This is a genomic window from Vibrio sp. Vb1574, from assembly GCF_033338675.1.
Window position 1 is genome coordinate 1 of record NZ_JAWOTC010000323.1, and the last position, 1,190, is coordinate 1,190.

Here is a 1,190-nt window from a genome sequence, read left to right on the forward strand (position 1 = left end):
TTCTTCGTTGCTCATGATATCTCCAAAACTCTCGACACTTAATGTGCTTAGGAGTTGAAATCTCTTAGTTTCCTGACACAAAAATTCGCATAAAAGCGTAACTTGCCTTTATTATGGGGATGAAGAATTCTGATTCAAGCCTAATTCGGTTGGAAAACTTATGAAAAACCCGTTTGACGTGATCGCCATCATCGGAAAACCGAGAGATCAACAAGCGATTCAGACTCATAAAGAGCTTTACGAATGGCTGACCTCAGAAGGTTACAAAGTGTTTATTGACGATCGCCTTGCAGCGATTTTGGACGAGATCCCGCAAAACCACTTCGCCAGCTTAGTTGAGTTGGGCAAAAACGCAGATCTTGCGATAGTTGTCGGTGGTGATGGCAACATGCTGGGCGCAGCGAGAATTTTATCGCGTTTTGACGTGCCTGTGATTGGCGTAAACCGTGGCAATCTAGGCTTTTTAACTGATTTAAACCCAGACGATTTCCAAGCGGCACTCAAAGCCGTACTTGCGGGAGAGTACATTGAAGAAGAGCGTTTCTTACTTGAGGCAGAAGTGCATCGTCATGGTCAAATAAAAAGTCATAACGCCGCTTTAAACGAAGCCGTGCTCCATCCTGGGCAAATCGCACATATGATTGAGTTTGAGGTGTACATTGATGAAAGCTTTGCCTTCTCTTTACGCGCCGATGGGTTGATTGTCTCCACACCAACAGGCTCGACAGCATACTCACTTTCTGGTGGTGGCCCTATTCTGTCACCAAGCCTGAATGCCATTTCACTGGTGCCTATGTTCCCTCATACCTTATCTAGCCGACCGTTGGTGGTTGATGGCAAACGTAGAATCAAACTGATTGTGTCACCAGAAAATCGCGGTACACAAGAAGTAAGTTGTGATGGACAAGTGTCGCTGCCAGTTTCTCCCGGCGATGAGATCCACATTTATCAAAGCCCAAATGTACTCAAACTCATCCATCCGAAAGACTACAGCTACTATCACGTATTAAGGAACAAACTCGGTTGGTCTAGTAAGTTATTCTAGCTTTCATGAACACGAATTTAAGCCAGTTGCTGATTGCTGCTGGCTTTTTTCTTTTTTGGGATAACACGTAAAGACTTACTAATAAGGCGACGCGATATATCCTGCCGTTAAAACGAAATTTATAAACTTTGATCCTGTGTGCAAA

At 44.0% G+C, this 1,190-nt stretch carries 1 protein-coding gene; it reads left to right on the forward strand.

Annotation, left to right across the window (positions count from 1 at the left end):
- Window positions 1-160: 160 nt before the first annotated feature.
- A complete protein-coding gene (gene nadK, locus R7O12_RS25890) occupies window positions 161-1,045 on the forward strand; it encodes an NAD(+) kinase (protein ID WP_318126919.1) in 885 nt (294 codons plus the stop codon).
- The last annotated feature ends 145 nt before the right edge of the window (window positions 1,046-1,190 follow it).

Bases quoted from the DNA above. Each gene is read 5' to 3' on its own strand.
- nadK (WP_318126919.1), top strand. From the start codon at position 161: ATGAAAAACCCGTTTGACGTGATCGCCATCATCGGAAAACCGAGAGAT.